A 16,602-nucleotide genomic window follows, 5' to 3' on the forward strand; every position below is an offset into this window, starting at 1 on the left:
CGACAATGCGAACAACCCGACCGACCCGAACAACCCGAACAACCCGACAACCCGACAACCCGAACATCCCAGCCGGCCCCCTTCGCTAACCCCCAGGGCACCCGAAACACCCCTCCCGAGCATGGCCTCCGCGCCACCGACTCGCACGGTCGGCTCCCAACGACAGGCGAGCACCATGTCATCGAGCACCACGTCAGTGACCAGCGCTGAATCCTCCACACGCCGCCCGTCTCTGCGGCGTGCAGTCGCGATCCTCGGTGGGTTCCTGCTCGCGGTATCCGCGGTGCAGGCCGCGGCCCCCGCGAACGCGGCGATCACCGATCCGCAGACGATCGTCAGCCTGACCTTTGACGACTCCACCGCGGGGCAGGCCAGCGCGGCGGACATCCTCAGCGCCCGTGACATGGATGCCACCTTCTTCACGGTCTCCGGCTACGTGGGAGCGCCCGGTTACCTGACCCGCACCCAGCTCACCGCGATGGCAGCAGCCGGCCATGAGATCGGCGGGCACACCGTCACCCACGCCGACCTCACGGCCGCGTCGCCGGCGGAGGCCAAGCGCCAGGTGTGCATCGACCGGTCGACGCTGCTCGGCTGGGGATTCGCGGTGACCAGCTTCGCGTACCCGTTCGCGAGCGTGAACGCCACCGCCGAAGCCACGGCACGCGACTGCGGCTACAACAGCGCCAGAGGGCTTGGCGACATCGAGACACGCTTCGGATGCTCCGGCTGCGGCTTCTCGGAGGCGGTTCCCCCTGCCAACCCGTACTACACCAGGGCGCCAGACCAATTCAATTCGACGTGGACGCTGCAGGACCTGCAGAACGCGGTGGTGAACGCTGAGGAACGCGGCCCCGGCGGCTGGCTGCAGCTGACCCTCCACGGCGTGTGCTCCTGCCCCACCGACACGCTCGCGATCTCGCCGACCCTGCTGTCGCAGTTCGTGGCGTGGCTGGACCCGCGTTCCGAGACCGAGAACACCATCGTGCGCACCGTGGGCCAGGTGATCGGCGGCGCGGTGAAGCCCGCGGTGAACGTGGACAGCCTGACCACTCCGGCGGCGGGGCCGGGCGTCAACGGCATCATCAACCCCAGCCTCGAGACGCAGGGCACCACCGGGATGCCGCAGTGCTGGCAGAACTACGGCTACGGCCTGAACACCCCCAGTTTCACCCGGGTCAGCCCTGGCCGCAGCGGCAACAGCGCCGAGCGCCTGACCATGACGGCTTACACCGACGGTGACGCCCGCCTGATGCCGATCATCGACCTCGGCGAGTGCGCCCCCACCGTCACCCCTGGCCACACATACTCGCTGCGGGGCTGGTACACCTCATCCACCGTCACCCAGTTCGCCGTCTACCTGCGCAGCGGAATCGGCACTTGGACGTACTGGACATCCAGCCCGTGGTTCGCCGCGAGTTCCACATACGCGCAAGCGGTGTGGCAGACCCCGGTCATCCCGGCGGGTGCCACCGGGATCAGCTTCGGCCTGAACCTGTTCCAGAACGGGCAGCTGACCACCGATGATTACGCCCTGTACGACAGCGTCGGCGCCCCCGGCACCAGCACGCCGCCGCCGCCCGGCACGACGACCATCACCGCCGGTACGCCGACGATCAGCGGGCAAGCCAGGGTCGGGCGCACCCTCACCGCCAACGCCGGCACCTGGACACCGAGTGGCACCACGTTCACGTACCAGTGGCTGAGCGCCGGGCAGACGATCGCGGGCGCGACCGCCCGAATCTACGTGCCGCGGACGGCGGATGTCGGCAGGACGCTCTCGGTGCGGGTCACCGGCTCGTACCAATCGCTGACGCCCGTGGCCGCGACATCCGGCCAGACCGCGACGGTGCGGCGGTAACGGCGCTCGACGAGGCGCAATCCCGGGCTGCCACCGCCTCCATCCGAGTGCGAGGATAGGCGGATGACGCTGCACCTCACCGGCGATGACGCCGCAGACGCCCTGCTTAGCTCCGACCCGTTCGCGCTGCTGCTGGGGATGTTGCTTGATCAGCAGATCCCCATGGAGACCGCGTTCGCCGGGCCCGCGAAGCTGCGGGATCGGCTGGGCACGCTCGACCCGGCAGCCATTGCGGCATACGACCCCGACGCCTTTGTCGAGGTGTGCCGCACCCCGCCTGCCGTGCACCGCTTCCCGGGCTCGATGGCGGCCCGCATCCAAACCCTCGCCGGGGTGGTCGCGAACGACTGGGCCGGGGATGCCGCCGCGATCTGGACCTCCGGCGACCCGGACGGCGCCGAGATCCTGCGCCGCTTGCAGGCACTGCCGGGCTTCGGCGAGCAGAAGGCGAAGATCTTCCTCGCACTGCTCGGCAAGCGCTTCGGGCTCGACGCAGAGGGCTGGCGCGCGACATCCGCCCCCTACGGCGAAGACGGATCGTTCCGCTCGGTGGCCGACATCGTCGATGGCGACTCGCTGAAGCAGGTGCGAGAACACAAGCGGGCGATGAAAGCCGCCGCGAAAAACGCCGGCTGAGCGCAACCTCGGGGTAGCGCCACGGGACCGGGACTCCCTAGTCTGTGGAATTACCATGACCGGGAACCCGAATCTCGTCAGTCCGTTCGTCGCCGACACCGCCGATGTCGACGACCGCGCCATGCTGGGCGAGGGCGTGAAGGTGTGGCATCTGGCGCAGGTGCGGGAACACGCGCGCATCGGCGCCGGATCGAGTCTCGGCCGCGGCGCGTACGTCGGCCCGGGTGTCTCCCTCGGCGAGAACTGCAAGGTTCAGAACTACGCGCTGATCTACGAACCGGCGGTGCTTGAGGACGGAGTGTTCGTCGGCCCCTCCGTCGTGTTCACCAACGACGTCTACCCGCGGGCGATCAACCCCGACGGGTCGCTGAAGTCCGCCGATGACTGGTCGTCCGTCGGCGTTCTCGTGCAGCATGGAGCGGCCATCGGCGCCCGCGCCGTGTGCATCGCCCCGGTCACCATCGGACGCTGGGCGCTCGTGGCGGCCGGCTCCGTCGTGACCCGCGACGTGCCGGCGTTCGCCATCGTCGCCGGGGTCCCGGCCCGGCGGGTCGGCTGGGTGGGACCGGCGGGCATTGCACTGGTTGAAGAAGCGGATGCCGCGTACCGCTGCCCCGTCACCGGCGAGCGCTACCGCGAACTCGACGGCGTTCTGACCGAGGAGTGAACGATGAACCGGCGCCAGGTCACGATTACGGTCATCGCCGTCTTGGTCGCGCTCGGCCTCATCGTGGTTGGAGCGGTGGCACTCACCGGGCGTCAGCCGACCGACTCCGCCCTGATCGCGAGCCCCAGCCCCACGCCGACCGCCACCAGCGGTACCGAAGCCCGGAGCGACGCGCCGCCGACGGCCACTCCGGGGCCGGATGACGGCGAGGAACCAGGCGGCACGAACGCGGACGGCGCACCGGGCAGCGGCAGCGACGGCGCACCCGGCAGCGCGCCGGGCAGCGGCGCCCCAGGCACCACCCCGGCCGACCCCACCCCGCCGGTGGGCCCAGCGCCGGCCCCCCTCTTCGTGGCGCCGTTGCCCGCGACAGCATCGGCCGAAGGCGAGCTGACCACCGGGTTCCCCAGCCAGGTCGTGCCCCTCGCACCCGATTCGCGGGTGGTCAGCAGCTCGCTTGCGTCGGAGGGAACCCGGCTGCAGGTGGGGCTCACCGCGACATCCGGAACCGCCGCCGCCGCCGTGCTTGACCACTACCAGTCCGTGTACGGTCCGCTCGGTTTCGCCAGTCGGCCGGCCGATGCCGTGTCCGGCACGACGGCGTGGGTGTTCACCCGGGGAGAGAACGCGGTCACCGTGTCCGTCTACCAGCTCGATACCGGCAGCGCGTACACCGTATTCGGCACCTTCACGGCGGGCTGATCGATGTACATCTCACTGCGCGACACTTCCCCGGCGCCGAAAACGCGCCGCACCGGCGCCCGCGTCTCGTCGGTGGTGATCACCCTGGGCATTGTCAGCATGCTGACGGATGTCTCATCTGAATCGGTCTCGGCGATCCTGCCGCTCTACATCACCGGCGTGATCGGTCTGTCGATGGTGGCGTATGGCTTCCTCGACGGCCTGTATCAGGGGGTCAGCGCGGTGGTGCGAATCGGCGCCGGCTGGGTGTCGGACCGCGGCGATCAACCGAAATGGGTAGCGTTCTTCGGCTACGGGCTGTCCGCTATCGCCAGGGTCGGTCTGCTGATCGCCACCGGGTTCGGCGCACTGACCGCGGTGATCACGGCCGACCGGATCGGTAAGGGCGTGCGCACCGCGCCTCGGGATGCGATGATCAGCGCCGCATCCGCACCGGACGACCTGGGCCGCTCGTTCGGGGTGCACCGCATGCTTGACACGGTCGGCGCCGCGCTCGGTCCGCTCCTCGCCTTCGTCATCCTGCTGCTCATTCCCGACGGGTACAGCACCGTGTTCGTGGTGTCGCTGGCGTTCGCGGTGCTCGGTCTTGCCGTGTTGGGGTTGATGGTGCCGGGCAGCCGCCGAGCGGCCGCAGCCCAGGTGGCGGCGGGCGGAGCTGTGGCCTCTGCCGAGGGCGCAGCCCATGCCGAGACCGCTGCCGAACTTCGCCCGCGTTTCCGCTGGGCACAACTGCGAGACCCGCGGCTTCGCCGTCTGCTGATCGCGGCGGGTCTGCTCGGCCTACTCACCGTCGGCGACGGGTTCATCTACCTGCTGCTGCAGAGCCGCGGCGCGTTCGCCGCGGAGTTCTTCCCGCTGCTCTACGTCGGCACCAACGTCGCCTTTCTCGCGCTGGCGGTCCCGCTCGGCCGACTGGCCGACCGCATCGGCCGGGCGCGCCTCTTCGTCATCGGCCACCTCGCCCTTCTCGGCGCATACGTCGTCGCGGCGATCCCGGTCAACGGGGTCGCTATCACGGTGCTCTGCCTGCTGCTGCTCGGCGCGTTCTACGCGGCCACCGATGGAATTCTCGCCGCGCTGGCCTCGCAGTTCACGCCCGCCGCGGCCAGGGCGACCGGCATCGCGTCGGCGCAGACGGTGGTGGCGATGTCTCGGCTGGTCGCATCCACCGGGTTCGGGCTGCTCTGGGTGGTCTGGGGCCGCGAATCGGCGATCACCGGGATCGCCGTTGCGCTTGCCCTCGTGATTCCTGCCGCGGCGCTGCTGCTCGCCACACCGCGTCGGCCGCGGTCGGTCGCCGAGTGAACCAGCGGCAGCGGATCGCCTGGCTCGCCGGCGTCAGCGTCGTGGTGCTGGCGGCCGCGACGTTCTATGGGGTCACCCAGTGGCAACTCACCGAGCAGGCGCGCTCCGCTCCGAGCGCGGTGGAAGTCGCCGCCGAGGCAACGGTCACCGGGCCGCGCATCGTCTTTCGCAACACGGCATCGGGCGAGGGCTACGGCCACGTGGCATCCGTCCCCCTCGAGAATCCCGGCGGCGAGCGCGCGATCAGCCCTCTGGTCTGCGACCGCGTGGACGCGACATCCGTCATCACCGCCTGCCTGCGGGTGCTGCGCGGAGTGCTGACAACCTACGAGGCGCAGCTCTATGACGCCGAGAACCGGCTCGAGCAGGCCTGGCCGCTTGCGGGCATTCCCAGCCGCACGCGCCTCTCGGGCGACTCAGAACTCGTCGCCACTACCGCGTTTGTCACCGGGCATTCGTACGCGACAGTTGGGTTCTCAACCGAGACGGTGGTGACGGATGTCGCCGGCAACAGTCTCGGGAACCTGGAGGAGTTCGAACTCCTCGTCGACGGCCAGCCGGTGCTCGCCGCTGACAGGAACATCTGGGGGGTGACCTTCACGGACGATGGCCGAACCTTCTACGCCACGGCCGCTTCTGCCGGCCGCACCTGGCTGGTGGAGGGCGACCTTGATCGGCGTACCCTGACTGCGATTCGGGACGGGGCCGAATGCCCGTCTCTGTCGCCGGATGGCAGCCGACTGGCCTACAAGAAGAACGTTGGCTCGGATGGGCAGGTGCGCTGGACCATAGCGGTCTATGAGCTGTCGACCGGACAGGAGACGACCCTTCCGATCGACCAGAACGTCGACGACCAGGTCGAGTGGCTCGATGACGCGACACTCCTGTTCGGGCTGGCGCGCACTGACTCCATCGGTGACAGCGACGTGTGGGCTGTTGCCGTTGACGGCTCCGCCGCGCCCGCCGTGTTCATCGAACATGCGTGGTCACCGGCCGTTGTTCACAAGGTCGGGGGGTGATGCTGCGTCGCTGGCCCCGCGCCACTTGGCTATAGCCAGAATGGGACCACGCCACTAGTCTGGCCGTCATGGCGCCGCCCGGCCCGAGTGGCGGCGCATTCTCTTCTCACGAAGGGCCCTTCTCACCCGAGGAAGGACGTCATGGACAAGCCTGCTGCCGGCAGCGTGCCTGCGTACACCCTCGTTCGGAGCGGCTGCGCATGATCATTCGCGAGGTCCTCTCTGCCCTGCTCCGGCGGTGGTACATCGCGGTCAGCCTTGTGGGCTGTGCCGCTCTCGTCACGGTCATGCTCGCGCGCGACGGGGGCATTTACACCACGACGACCGTCGTGTCATTCATGCGCCCGGCGACCACGAGCTTGTCGCCGGCGAATGGGACGAATGACTTCAGCGTCATTGCGTTCGCCGGAGCGGTCGTCCAGGAGATCAACAATGGTCGGCCCCCCGCGCGGTATTCGGAGGAGGCTCCGTACTACGGCGCCGGCATTCGGGAGGGCGTGCTCGTCCAACTGGCGAATTCAGGCAACCAATGGGTGTCGGCCTTCATGACCGCCGAGGTCAAGATCCAGGTCGTCGGACGCTCGTTCGACTCGGTCGAGTCGACGCAGTTGGAACTCGTCGACCGGGTGCTGCACCTCTCGGATGCCCTGCAGGCCGCGGTCGCGGCGCCACCCGGTGACCGGATCTCGGCATCCGTCGTCCCCCTGACCATGAAGATCGAGTACGTCTCGGCCTCGCGAACCAGCCAGGCGGCAGCCGGCGCCGCGATGTTCGCCGCGGCGCTGATCGTTGGCACCTGGTGTTCGGTCACCGTCGACCGCCTGGTCGCACAACGACGACTTCGTCTCAGCCGAGCGGCAGCACGGACGCCGGGGCGCGTGCAGGAAGGATCCCCATCGTGAAGTTCTCCGATACGCTCCGCGGGCTCTTGCGGCGGTGGTACATCGTCTTTCCCGGCATCCTCCTCGCCGCGGCGGCCGCGGCAGGTGCGTGGTACGTGATTTCGCCAGGATACGAACGGTCCGCGACCCAGCTTCTCCTTCCCGGTGCCGACAGCCTCCCGGAGGGGGCAAACCCTTACCTGTTCCTCGGCGGGTTGGTGCCCGCGGCCGACGTTCTCGTGCGCGCGATCGGCTCGGAGAATGTGCTCAACGAAGTGGTCGAGGAACACCCCGGCGTCGAGATCGAGATCACGCGCGACATCACGACCGCGGGCCCCGTCATCCTCATCGTGGTGACCGCGGGCAGCGACGCGGCCGCGGAGGAAGTGCTCGGGCTGCTGGTCGAACGCACCGAGACGACGCTCGAACAGCTGCAGAAGGTGGAGAGCATCGCGGTCGAGAATCGCGTCACGGTGCTGCCTCTCACCGTGGACACACAGAGCGTGCCTCAACAGCGCACTCGTATGCTCGCCACTGCAGGCGCCGGACTCGGCGGCGTCGTGCTCACGCTGCTTCTCGCCGGGCTCGTCGACGGGTTGAGCACGCACCGAAGGCGGCACGCCACGCCGCCGCGTGATGAACCGACCGATGTTACGCCCACGGATATCGCACCGGCGGATGTCGCGACCAATCGTGATGAATTGACGCCTGTTGCACCAACTGCTGTTGCACCAACTGCTGGTGTACCGACAGCTGATGCGCCGAAGGCCACCGATCCCACGTCCGCTGCACGACATCATCCGCGGAGGCCCAGACCGCCAGTGGCCTCCCAGCCGCCGCCCGCGCTGTTTGACCAGTCACGCTACGAGGACGAGCAGGCGGCAGCGGAACAGCTCAACAATGCGCGGTGAGCCGACGTGACGGCCGAGCGTTCCTTGTCACGAGCCGTAGCCGCCCATCGCGGCACCAAGACGCGCCGCGGCACCGACGCGGTGACGATGCTCACGGTGTATCTCGTGCTGCTGCTCGCGATTCCCTCAGGCGTCGTCGTCACCGCGCTCGGCTCGCTCGGTAGCCCGTCGCTGATGTGGGGGCTGGTGCTGCTCGGCTGGTGGACGATCTCCCGCCTGCAGACGCGAGCGTTCGACTTGCGACCGATCGCACAGCCGGTACGGTTCGCCTTCTCGGCATTCGTCGTGATCGTGCTGCTGAGTTTCGCCGCCGCCATGCTGCGCGGCCAGCCCTCCGATCAGGTGAGCCCGGCGTTCACTGCCCTCGTGCGATTGCTGTCCTGGGCCGGCGTGCTGCTCGTCGCTGTCGACGGCATCCGGACGCCATCCGAACTCGCGAGCATGGTACGCCGGATTGGGATCGGCGCGGGATTGCTGGCCACACTCGGCCTGCTGCAGTTCCTCACCGGGCAGGCGCTGGTCGACTTCTTCGGCACCATTCCGGGCTTGAGCATGGCGGGAGGCATCCAGGAGCGCGCTGGGGTGATCCGTGCCTCGGGTACGGCGATCCACCCCCTCGAGTACGCCACCGCGTTGAACGCCGCCCTCCCGCTCGTCATCGCTGCCGCGATTTCACGCGGATTCGGAACGCGACAATCCCGCGGGGGGCTCTGGTGGTGGCTCCCCGTCGTCCTCATCTCGATTTCGTCGATGGTGGGGGTTTCACGGTCCGCGATCATCGGCTTCGCCGTCGCCGTCATCACGATGATCCCGGCGCTCCCGCGTGGCTACCGGGCAGCGGTCGTCGGGATGGGCACCGTACTGGGCGTCGCAGTACTCACCGCGGTGCCCGGCCTGCTGGCAACGACCGTCAGGCTGTTCGCCGGGGCGGCGAGTGACCCGAGCACCCAGTCCCGGACGAACGGGCTCGAACGCGTTCCCGAGTTCATGTCGACCTCGCCGTTGATCGGTTCCGGGTTCGGGATCTTCCTGCCCAGGTACTACATCTTCGACAACGAGTGGGTGCTGCTCGCGGTTGAGGTGGGCGTACTCGGCTTCGTCGCGTTCTTCGGATTCTTCGGTGCGGCAATCTGGAGCGCTCTGCGAGCGAAGCGCTCCCGTGAATCCGAAGTGCGGATGCTGGGTCACGCGCTCGCCGCATCGATGTTCAATGTCGCGGTGTTGTTCGCGTTCTTCGACGGGCTCTCGTTCCCCCTCGCGGGCGGCATGCTCTTCATGCTCGCTGGGCTCTGCGGAAGCGCGCTGGCAACGGCCTCCGCCCCCGAACGGGGGGCGTCCGCCGGGTTAGGTGGGTCATAACATGGGTTCCGTGCCCCTTGAGGTTGCCGCGGTCGTGGTCACGTACAACAGCGCAGGCCACATCGCCGCGCTGCTCGACAGCCTGCCCGACGCGTTCGGCGACCTCGCGTACTCGGTCGTCGTCGTCGATAACGGCTCGACCGATGACACGGTTCAGCTGCTGTCGACGAGGTCGGACTGCCACGTCGTGCGCTCGACGAACGAGGGCTACGCTGCCGGGATCAATCGAGCGGTGCTCGCCTCCCCGGATGCCGCGGCGATTCTCATTCTCAACCCCGACGCCACGCTGGATCCGGACGCGGTGCCACGGATGCTCGAAGTACTCCGACGACGGCCAGGCGCGGGAATCGTTGCGCCGCGCGTGCGCGAGGAGGATGGCAGGCTCTCCCCGACACTCCGACGCGGACCGACGCTCGGCCGAGTTGGCGGGCTGAGCTTCACCGGGCTCCCGGTGTTCACCGAACGGATCGAGATTCCCGGCGAGTACGACACCGAGCACGAGGTCGACTGGGCGGTCGGCGCAATCCTGCTCGTCGACCGTCCGTGTTTCGACGCCCTTCACGGCCTCGACGAGTCCTACTTCCTGTACTCGGAGGAGACCGACTTCAGCCTCAGGGCTCGGGATGCCGGCTGGGCCACCGTGTACACGCCCCGAGCCGGGGCGATGCATGTCGGCGGAGGCTCGGGCGAGAACGCCACCACGCACACGATGCAGATGTTGAACCGGGTGCGCATCTACCGACGTCGCGCCGGCGAGCGGTGGGTGTGGTTGTACTTCGGCATGATCGTACTCGTCGAACTTCGGCGGGCGCTGCTGGGTAGCCGCAAGTCGTGGACCACGTTGCGCGCCCTGCTGCGGCCCCCGCTGCGGCCCCCGCAGCTCGGCGCCAGCACCGCGCTGCTACCCCGATGAGCAGGCGCCCGCTCACCGCATCCGTTTGACCGCGCTCGCCACGACGTTGCGGACATCCCGTGCGCCGGGACGACGCGTGATCACGGCTCGGATTGATCCCACGGTGTCGCTCGCGGTCACGCTATAGCGCGCCTGCAGCCACGCCGAGGGGCTCGCGGGGAACCGGTCACTGGTGTACACCGTTCGATAGCCGACTCGCTTGAGCCGGCCGAGCAGCCGACGGTCGTAGCGCCCGAGCGGGAAGGCGGCATCCTCGATCGCTCCGCCGCTGGCGTCGGCGAGAGCGGCGCGGGCATCCACCAGCTCCCGGCGTGCCTCATCGTCGCTCAACCCGCGCCACGGCACATGGTCCCAGCCGTGGCTGCCGATCGCCATCCCGGCACGACGCAGCTCCTGGAGATCAGACGGCGAAAGACTCGCCGCGTCATCCAAGCGCCCGGCGAGCGCGAAGAACGAGGCGCGCAACTCGCGTTCGTGCAGAGCCGGGAGCGCAATGGCAACGTCTGACCGGTTGCCGTCGTCGAAGCTGAGCCTGACCTGCGGGTTGCCTCGCACTTCATCGAGGATGTCGAGGAAGGACCGCTCGGTCACCCAGTACCGGGACTCCCCCGGCTCCCGCTCGGTGACGATGGTTCCAATGCCGTGGAAACAGAGGTTGATGATCACGCCGATACTCCGTTCGTCGCCGAGGGGTGTCCCCCACGGGTGCTCTCATCGCGACCCCACCCGTCGCCAGCCTTGCGTCGCGCGAGAAGGGCCGCGATCACCGTGATCGCCACGTAGGGAACAGCGGCCGGCACCAAGCGCGGGTTCGGCAGCACGACGTCGCGCAGCCAGGCCCAGCGGGCGGCCGACCGAACTTGCACAGCGACCCGCCCCGCGGCCGCCGCCGCCCGCATCTCAGCGTTTCCGCGACGCACGCGCACCAGTCGACGCACCAGGTCACGTGTCGTGAACGGCGCTTCCACCACGACCTCGACGCTGCTCGCCTCCGCCTTCTCGGCGTCCGAGAACAGAGAGTCGAGGAACAGGTCGTCAGCGATCATCGCCGGGAACGCGTCGAACCGGGCGCGGCCCTGCTCGGACAGGGCGATCATGCCCCGTCCGAACAATCCGTTCCGGAACGCCGGCAGCCGCTCGTTGACCGAGAAGTAGGCTCGCACCGGCCAGGGCCGTCCCGCCGTGTTCAGCCGACGGCGAGGCACAACCGCGAGGGGCGCCGGTGTCTCCCCGAAGCGGCCGAGCAAGGCCGCTAGGCCGCCGGAAGGAACCCGGATGTCGGCGTCGAGGTAGATCCTCGGGAAGCCGGTCGCCACCGCGTCGCCCGCATTGAGGGCTCCTGCCTTGCCCGGTTCCGGGCGATCGATCACGGTGACGCCCGGTCGCGTCGCTGCGGCCACCGTTCTGTCAGCACACCCATTGGCGCTGACGACAACCTCGATCCGCTCCGACAGCTGATGGTCGAGCACCGCGTCGAGGCTCGGCCCGATCACGTGCTCCTCGTTGTGCGCTGCAATCACGACGCTCGGCATGGGGGTTCCTTTCGGCGGCACGTCGAACACGACCGTGAGCGGGAGTTCCTTGGTCGAAGGATAGCGGTCACGCGACCGGTCGTGCCGTACTATTCGGCTCATGGAGCGCGAGAGAATCGACGTTCGACCAATCACCGACGAGGATGCCGATGCGGTCGCGGTGTTCCTGCATGATCACTTGAACCCGCGGGTCTCACTCAAGGCGTGGGGTGCGCTCCTCGCTCCTCCGTGGGATGTCGATGCACCGAACCACGGGTTCCAGCTCATCGCGGGCGGGGCAATCGTGGGAGCGTACGTCGCGGTCTACTCCGAACGCGACATCGACGGTGAGCAGCGCAGGTTCTGCAACCTCGCGGCGTTCTGCGTACTCGAGGGGCACCGAGCCCACAGCGTCCGGCTGATCCGCGCGATGCTCGCGCAGCGCGGGTTCGAGTTCACCGACCTGTCGCCGAGCGGGAACGTCGTGGCCCTGAACCGGCGACTCGGTTTCGCCGCGCTCGACACCGCCACCCGCGTGACGCTGAACCTGCCGGGCATCTCCCGACGCGGGATCACCGTGTCGGATGACCCCACGATCATCGCGAGAACCCTGACCGGGCGAGACGCCGGCGTGTACCGCGACCACCGAGATGCCCCCGCCGCTCGCCACGTTGTGGCGATGACAGGAGACCAATATGGGTACCTCATCGTGCGGAAGGACCGGCGCAAGCGGCTTCCGGTTTTCGCCTCCCCGCTCTACGTCGGGGGCAGCCGTGACGTGCTCCGCTCAGCATGGCGCGAGGTGGGCTCGCACCTGCTGGTCAAGCAGGGGATGCTTGCGACCTTGGCCGAGCATCGCGTGCTCGGTTTCGTCCCCTCGCTCGGCGTTGACCTTCGCACACCCCGCGCGAAGATGTTTCGCAGTCGGGATCTGCCTGCCGCGAGCGTGGACTATCTGTACAGCGAGCTGACCCTGCTGCAGTGGTAGTTCACTGGCAGTTCGTCAGTTCGCGGCTCGGATGGGGGTTCCGTCCTCCCAGCGGTTGTTGCTCCACAGGTTGCCTGGCGCGTTGGAGTCGAACGAGGTGATCGGCCCCCAGAAGCCGCACTTGCCGGATTGGCCGCGCTGCCAGACGTTGTTGGTGAACCGGATGTCCCTGGTCCCGCTGGAGAACGGCTTTCCCGACGACGAACCGCCATAGGCGCAGTAGCCGCCGGATCCGGCGATGAACAGGTTGCCGTCGATGGTGTTGTTCCGCACAGCGGCGAAATCACCGTAACCGGTCAGGGCTGCCGAGCATCCGGCCTCCGGTTCCACATCGGGGGCATCGCAGGAGATCGTGTTGCCGCGGATCACCGAGTTCGATCCCATCCGGATTCCCGATTCATGTGCGCGCCCGGTGTCGTCGCGGAATTGGCCGTGCACGTAGGAGTCGGCGACGGTGCAGTCGAGGAAGCAATTCACGGATCGATTGCCGCCGGTCACGTGCACGCGGGTGGCCGTGAAGTGGGCGTCGCCGATGCCGGTGCCCATCCGGGCCCCCACGTCAACCTGGCTATCGCTGATGGCGAAGGATCCGGTGCCGCTGTCGTCGGTGTAGACGAAGCCGTTGATCTGCGAGCGCGTGATCACGACTCCCTGTGCGTCGATCCGCAGCGGCCCGCAGGACACCACCTTGGCGTCGATCACGGTGCCCGGCGTCGTGATCCGGCATGGCCCGGTGTAGGTGGTGAGCGCTGTCCCTGCGGGCACTCCTGTCGTGGTCGCCGAGGGGAATCCCACGGCGGGGTTGGGCGCAGGGGGTGCGGGAGCGGACGTGGGTGGCGGCGTCGGAGCGGGCGTCACCGGCGGCGCTGGAGTCGGCGTGGTCACGGGTGGCGGCGTCGGAGCGGGCTTCGTCGCAGGTGGCGGCGTCGGTGTGAGCGTCGCCGTCGGTGACGGGGTCGGTGTGGGTGCAGGTGGCGTGGTCGGCGGGTCACCGGGGCGCGGTGTGGAGTTGGCCGTGAATGCCACATCCACCCAGTACACGCTGTTGCGGTAGGTATCGGTTGGGAACCGGGTCGTCGACGAGTACGCGAACACGCCCGCTCCCGCCCTGATCGTCAGATCGGACGAGAGCGATTTGCTGGTGTAGTTGTGCGTGGCCGCATACCGACCCTTCGGGGCAAAGTATGAGACGACATACGTCTGGTCGGCTTTCAGGTCGATTGTCCGGTCAAATCGAGCGGTCTGCCAACCGAACCCGGTCTTGCCCGGGAATGTCGCGGTGGCGAGCCGCTTACCCTGCGCGGTCCACAGCGTTCCAGTGTGGGCTCCGACCGCGTCGCTGGGCTTCCAGAAGCGCATTGCGGTGGCGGTGCCGTTCACGCGAACGCTGAAACGCGTGCCGACCTCGACCCCGCTGGCATCCGCGTGCTGCACAAGGCGAAGCGGCGCGGAGCTACCGAGGATCGTGCCGTCGGTTGCCGCGATGGCAGGACTCAGCGTCCAGGAACCGGTCGCGACGCTCATGGCAAGAACAACAGCGAATATGGCCGCAACGCGGCGAAGATTTGTCGGGCGCGGGTGAAGTCGGGCGGGGCGCATGAATATCCTGTCTCGTCCTGGAACTCAAAGATTTTCCGCCCGGCCGGGTGATACCGGGCGACTGACCGCAGTGCGAAAACTCTGCCCCCCGTTCGAGGCACACAGCAATTACAACTGACGTATTCCAGCACGTCAAGGGACCACGCGGGGATTGCGTTATAGCCGTTCCGCTCGATCGTCGCGCGGAACCAACGCCCCGCTCGCCACGATCAGGTTTGTCATGAAGGCCACCGAACTGGGTCTCGGCTCGATCCGTCCGTCTATCACGCCATCGATCCAGTCGGCTCGGATAAACGCCGCGAGCGGTGCCGACGACACCACGTCGGAATGCTCCCGCCAGTGCTCGACGACCTTTCCGGCGAGAACTGACCCCCCGGCCGGAGGCCGATTGCCTCGTCGAACTCGTTGAAGCACCTTGCCCGCCAGGCGGCGGCCGGTTGTCATGGTGCCGATCATCGAGTACCACGGGTTCGGGTAGGCGGCCGCGATCGGGGCCGGGCGGCCCTCGAGGGGAATCCGACCTAGCTCGGGGTCGAGCTCCATCTGCAGCCGGGCGAGGAAGCGTGAGTGTGCCTTGTCCTCCGGCGCCAGCCGCGCGGCGATGCTGAGGAATTCCGGGGCAAGCATCGGGTTGATGACGACCCGTTTCGACCCCACGGCCGTGTCGGTGACCCCCGCCCAACGCTGCATTCGGTGCCGCAGGTACAGGTCATCCGTGGCCTGGTACCACTCGTTCCCTGCTGCGAACAGGGCGGAGGCCACCTCGTCGTTGGCTGTCGCGCGGGCCCATGGCGAGAATTCCGGGTCGAGCATGCCCGGTTCGACGGCTTCATTGACGAACATGCGCCAGGCAGCGAGTTGCTCCGCATCCTTACGTGTGAACGGCCGATCGTGCACCGCTCCGACGTAGTAGAACCCGCGCGCGACCTCACCGCCGAGCCCCGAAATTCGCACACCCTGGTCGAAGCTACCCTCGGCGACGGTGAGCGCGGCAAGCGCGATGGGATCAGCCATGCCGTCCAGCCGCATTGCCGCCTCGCACGACAGCTCCCACGCGTCTACGGCGCTCAGCCCGTCGAGAGCCCGGAGGCCGTGGACGTCGTGCCGCAACCCGTATCGCTCGGCGAGCCGCGCGGCGACGGTGACATCCCCGCTTCCGGCTGCACCCAGCGTCATCGCCCGCAGCCCGCGCCGACGAGTGACTGGGATGGCGCTGAGGAGGATGCGGGAATCCTGTCCGCCGGTGAGCTGCAGCACGGCATCAGGGTGGTCGTCGAGTACCGCCTCAAGTGAAGTGCGCAGCAGCGCGGCGGCCAGGGACACAGCCTCGTCGAGCGAGATCGCGGCCTCGGGGGCGCGTTCTGTGGCGCTCACGTGCACTCCGTCCGCGTCGAGGGTGGCGATCGCCCCGGGGGCGAGCTTGTCGACGCCGCGAAACAGCGTGCGCTGGCCAAGTTGCCAGCCGAGCAACGACTGCACCGCGACCGCGGCCGGGTCGAGTTCGGCAGACCGGGCCCAGCCGGCAAACAGGGCTGATGTCGAGAGCACCGCAGCGTCTGCGTGATCCGGGACGCTGTGATAGAGCTGCCGGAACCCCATAGAGTCGGCAACCATCCTCACCCCGTGTTCGTCGCCACGTACCGCGGCGAACGGCGGAAGCAGGCGCGTCAGCGCCGCAGGATCATCACGCATGCCGTCGGCGATCGTTGCGGTCGACACGGCTCCACGATCGGTCCTGGTGACGCGCGAGAGCGCGAGGGTCGGAGTCGACGGGGTGAGCGAGGCCAGCTGCCACGAATGCAGTATCGCCGGGCCGCACACAATGGCGGTGACGCTGTCGTGAGTTCCCAGGATCCCGTCGAGCGGTGTGGCGTCGCGGCCCGTCGCGATGAAACCCGGCAGGGCGCCCTGCGGGCCGCTCCGGTCAGGCTGCGGCGAGCTTGGCATCGACGAATCCGGCGAGCGTGCCCACCGTCTCAAAGATCTCGGCACCGAACTCGTCGTCGTCGACCGTGATATCGAAGTGCTGCTCAAGGGATGCCACGAGGTGCACGACACCGAACGAGTCGAGTTCGGGCAGGGAGCCGAACAGGGCAGTGTCCTCCTGCAGGTCTTCCGGGCGTTGGTGCAGCTCGAGGGTGTCAATCAGAACAGTGCGGACGGCGTTCAGGGTGTCGGTCATGCTGGCTCCTGGTTTCGATGAGAACTGATGGGACGAGGACTGCTGAGATGAGGACCGTTCACACGAGT

16 protein-coding genes are annotated in these 16,602 nt (G+C 68.2%); 11 read left to right on the forward strand and 5 right to left on the reverse strand.

Translation table 11 applies throughout. The features are described 5' to 3' along the window. The first annotated feature begins 175 nt into the window (after positions 1-175). From HCT51_RS16500 to HCT51_RS16545, 10 genes are all read left to right on the forward strand, one after another. Positions 176-1,861: a polysaccharide deacetylase family protein gene (locus HCT51_RS16500; RefSeq protein ID WP_166874844.1), complete on the forward strand. Its 1,686-nt coding sequence runs from the start codon at positions 176-178 to the stop codon at positions 1,859-1,861. A 63-nt stretch (positions 1,862-1,924) separates the two neighbouring features. Further along, a complete protein-coding gene (locus HCT51_RS16505) occupies positions 1,925-2,497 on the forward strand; it encodes an HhH-GPD-type base excision DNA repair protein (protein WP_166874842.1) in 573 nt (190 codons plus the stop codon). Positions 2,498-2,552: 55 nt separating this feature from the next. Continuing rightward, positions 2,553-3,164: an acyltransferase gene (locus tag HCT51_RS16510; protein ID WP_166874839.1), complete on the forward strand. Its 612-nt coding sequence runs from the start codon at positions 2,553-2,555 to the stop codon at positions 3,162-3,164. A gap of 3 nt (positions 3,165-3,167) precedes the next feature. Continuing rightward, complete coding sequence (locus tag HCT51_RS16515) at positions 3,168-3,866, forward strand: hypothetical protein (RefSeq protein ID WP_166874836.1); 699 nt, start codon at positions 3,168-3,170, stop codon at positions 3,864-3,866. Positions 3,867-3,869: 3 nt separating this feature from the next. Next, positions 3,870-5,171, forward strand: coding sequence for an MFS transporter (locus HCT51_RS16520; protein WP_166874833.1), 1,302 nt, complete (start codon positions 3,870-3,872; stop codon positions 5,169-5,171). Further along, positions 5,168-6,190, forward strand: a complete 1,023-nt coding sequence (locus HCT51_RS16525) for a TolB family protein (protein WP_166874831.1) — start codon at positions 5,168-5,170, stop codon at positions 6,188-6,190. The genes HCT51_RS16520 and HCT51_RS16525 overlap by 4 nt, the downstream gene beginning before the upstream one ends. A 200-nt stretch (positions 6,191-6,390) precedes the next feature. Continuing rightward, entirely contained in the window at positions 6,391-7,092 is a 702-nt protein-coding gene (locus HCT51_RS16530) for a hypothetical protein (protein WP_166874828.1), read from the forward strand. Beyond that, entirely contained in the window at positions 7,089-7,982 is an 894-nt protein-coding gene (locus HCT51_RS16535; protein ID WP_166874825.1) for a hypothetical protein, read from the forward strand. Before HCT51_RS16530 ends, HCT51_RS16535 begins: the two co-directional genes overlap by 4 nt. A gap of 24 nt (positions 7,983-8,006) precedes the next feature. Then, a complete protein-coding gene (locus HCT51_RS16540) occupies positions 8,007-9,341 on the forward strand; it encodes an O-antigen ligase family protein (RefSeq protein WP_166874823.1) in 1,335 nt (444 codons plus the stop codon). A gap of 10 nt (positions 9,342-9,351) precedes the next feature. Continuing rightward, entirely contained in the window at positions 9,352-10,254 is a 903-nt protein-coding gene (locus tag HCT51_RS16545; RefSeq protein ID WP_166874820.1) for a glycosyltransferase family 2 protein, read from the forward strand. A 12-nt stretch (positions 10,255-10,266) separates the two neighbouring features. Here the strand turns inward: HCT51_RS16545 and HCT51_RS16550 are convergent, their stop codons facing one another. Beyond that, complete coding sequence (locus tag HCT51_RS16550; RefSeq protein ID WP_224760548.1) at positions 10,267-10,920, reverse strand: polysaccharide deacetylase family protein; 654 nt, start codon at positions 10,918-10,920, stop codon at positions 10,267-10,269. After that, a complete protein-coding gene (locus HCT51_RS16555; protein WP_224760549.1) occupies positions 10,917-11,888 on the reverse strand; it encodes a glycosyltransferase family 2 protein in 972 nt (323 codons plus the stop codon). The genes HCT51_RS16550 and HCT51_RS16555 overlap by 4 nt, the downstream gene beginning before the upstream one ends. Between HCT51_RS16555 and HCT51_RS16560 the strand changes: the two genes are divergently transcribed. After that, a complete protein-coding gene (locus HCT51_RS16560; RefSeq protein WP_208322595.1) occupies positions 11,887-12,753 on the forward strand; it encodes a S1 RNA-binding domain-containing protein in 867 nt (288 codons plus the stop codon). The two genes, HCT51_RS16555 and HCT51_RS16560, sit on opposite strands and share 2 nt — an antisense overlap. 15 nt (positions 12,754-12,768) lie before the next feature. Here HCT51_RS16560 and HCT51_RS16565 read toward each other — a convergent pair whose 3' ends face one another. The 3 genes from HCT51_RS16565 to HCT51_RS16575 form a co-directional block, all read right to left on the reverse strand. Beyond that, positions 12,769-14,277 carry a DUF4082 domain-containing protein gene (locus HCT51_RS16565; protein ID WP_166874816.1) on the reverse strand — a complete coding sequence of 503 codons (1,509 nt, stop codon included), beginning with the start codon at positions 14,275-14,277 and terminating at the stop codon, positions 12,769-12,771. Positions 14,278-14,508: 231 nt separating this feature from the next. Continuing rightward, positions 14,509-16,299 (reverse strand): adenine nucleotide alpha hydrolase family protein, encoded by a 1,791-nt coding sequence (locus HCT51_RS16570; protein WP_166874812.1) that lies wholly within the window; start codon positions 16,297-16,299, stop codon positions 14,509-14,511. Continuing rightward, positions 16,277-16,534 carry an acyl carrier protein gene (locus tag HCT51_RS16575; protein WP_166874808.1) on the reverse strand — a complete coding sequence of 86 codons (258 nt, stop codon included), beginning with the start codon at positions 16,532-16,534 and terminating at the stop codon, positions 16,277-16,279. The genes HCT51_RS16570 and HCT51_RS16575 overlap by 23 nt, the downstream gene beginning before the upstream one ends. Positions 16,535-16,602: the final 68 nt, after the last annotated feature.

This window comes from Salinibacterium sp. ZJ450, assembly GCF_011751885.2.
In the GTDB taxonomy this organism is placed as follows: domain Bacteria; phylum Actinomycetota; class Actinomycetes; order Actinomycetales; family Microbacteriaceae; genus Ruicaihuangia.